1 protein-coding gene and 1 pseudogene are annotated in these 1,703 nt (G+C 51.4%); both read right to left on the bottom strand.

Annotated features, from left to right (window positions below; genetic code table 11):
- Positions 1-493 (bottom strand): DUF6708 domain-containing protein (locus tag HU735_RS26755; protein WP_346655382.1); only part of this gene is annotated, 493 nt, incomplete at its 3' end.
- A 2-nt stretch (positions 494-495) separates the two neighbouring features.
- Positions 496-1,703: pseudogene (locus tag HU735_RS26760) on the bottom strand (hypothetical protein); the annotation flags it as partial.

Consider the following 1,703-nt stretch of genomic DNA (forward strand, 5'->3'; position numbering starts at 1 on the left):
GGGTTACGGCTTGTTTTCTCCAGCGTTCTGCGCGTACATCCTTCCAGTCGTAGCTGACGATTTTTATTGGCCATGGACTAAAGGGGTTCCACCAACAGAAATTGAAGTTGTAGGCGTAAATTTTTTGGCGGACACGGTTGAAGCGTATTGGTTCATCACGCGGGGTGAGAAGGATTGCGCGGATGAATGATGCCGCCTGCCATATCCCTGTTAATGTTGCAATAACTACAATTAAGAATAATTCATGTTGGTGATGTGCTACGGTGTCTATTAGCGTATATATGGATAGGATGAGCACTGGGATGCTGGCTAGTGCTAGTAAAAGCAGTAGCTCTCGCATGAAAATTGAGTGTCGGGATATTTCCAGGTAGATGCTGTCTTGGTAGTTTGCATTTAATAATTCGGGTGATGGTTCTATCTTGGTAGGTTCGCTTGGAAGATTGAAGTCTTCTTTCCAGCCTGAACATGGAGGAGTCAGGGTAGGTCGTTTCATTTTTATCCCCTTGTGTCCAGTTTGTCTTGTTTTTTTACTAGTCTCGCTAGGTTTGTGGTGTCGTCCTTGTCGGGCCAATAGCTGACTGTTAACTCAAACGCATCGATAGTGTTGAGGTCTGCGGTTGGTATGCTGCCTTCTATTTTTAGGGTTTCTCCTCGGCTGGAACTATCCTCTGGACTGCCGGTGCTCTCATGTAGCCCTGTTCTTATTTTGTCGCTGTCTCCGGAGTGCACGGTCGGCACAGTGTTTCTTCCCGGTGAGTAAATTACCAGTGTCCATTCGTATTTTGCCCGTTCTTGAATGAAGTTTGGAATGGTGATTGTGTAGTCCAGGCGTGTCTCGAGTGGGATGGAAAAGTTGTCCCTGACCGTGACGAACGGTTCTATCGTTTTTGGAGGATGGGTTTCTTTGAACTTTATGTCTATTGAGATATGCGCAGTGATGCCCAATAAAGCAGCGTTGAGAGCGCCTATAGCGTTATCGTTGTCTCCTGCGACCTGCCATTCGCGATGCGAAGCCGGTAATCCCCATCTGGACTGGCGTGCCCAGACTTCCAATGGGGAGGATTCTTTCTTCTTGGCAGTCGTCGCTAGCACATAAGATGAGAGTGCAAATATTATGGCTATCCCTACTGGTCCAAGAAAGGCAGTGCCAAATAGTAGTGTACTTGCTCCTGCAATTGCTGAAACAAACGCAAATATACCGGATGCGTAGTAGAAGGTTTTGGATGGGTGGTCTCCCTGAGAGGCTGTTCGTTGAGCTGCTAATAAATAATTAGCTCCATCTGCAATACCGGCCACGGCAGCAATGGCACCTCCGTACCTCACAAGTTGCGTCCCCTGCATCAATGTCGAGCCCGCCGTCACGGCAACCCGGGCAGGCCGCAATATCTCGATCGCTTTCCCTGTCGCTTCAATACTCAACCCCAAAACCCCGATGGACGACGACCAGACCGCTGCCAACGCTTCGGCCTCCGCATTGCCCGGGATCGCGTTCAGCGCGTCATGATTCCTGCGCAGGCTGTCCTGCTGGAACCACAACCCACCCAGGCTCAACATCAAGTCCGCGCGGCCCGGCCCCAGGCCAGACAAGCCACTGCGCAGGTTGCCCATGGCTTCACGGGCCAGGGTGCGGGTCTGCTCCGCGCTCAGGCTGAGCAGGCGCAGGCTGTGGGCGGCCTGGTATTGCAGGCTGTCTGCCCCTATGC

Origin of the sequence: Pseudomonas sp. BW16M2, from assembly GCF_014268865.1 — a bacterium.
Taxonomy (GTDB): Bacteria; Pseudomonadota; Gammaproteobacteria; order Pseudomonadales; family Pseudomonadaceae; genus Aquipseudomonas; species Aquipseudomonas peradeniyensis.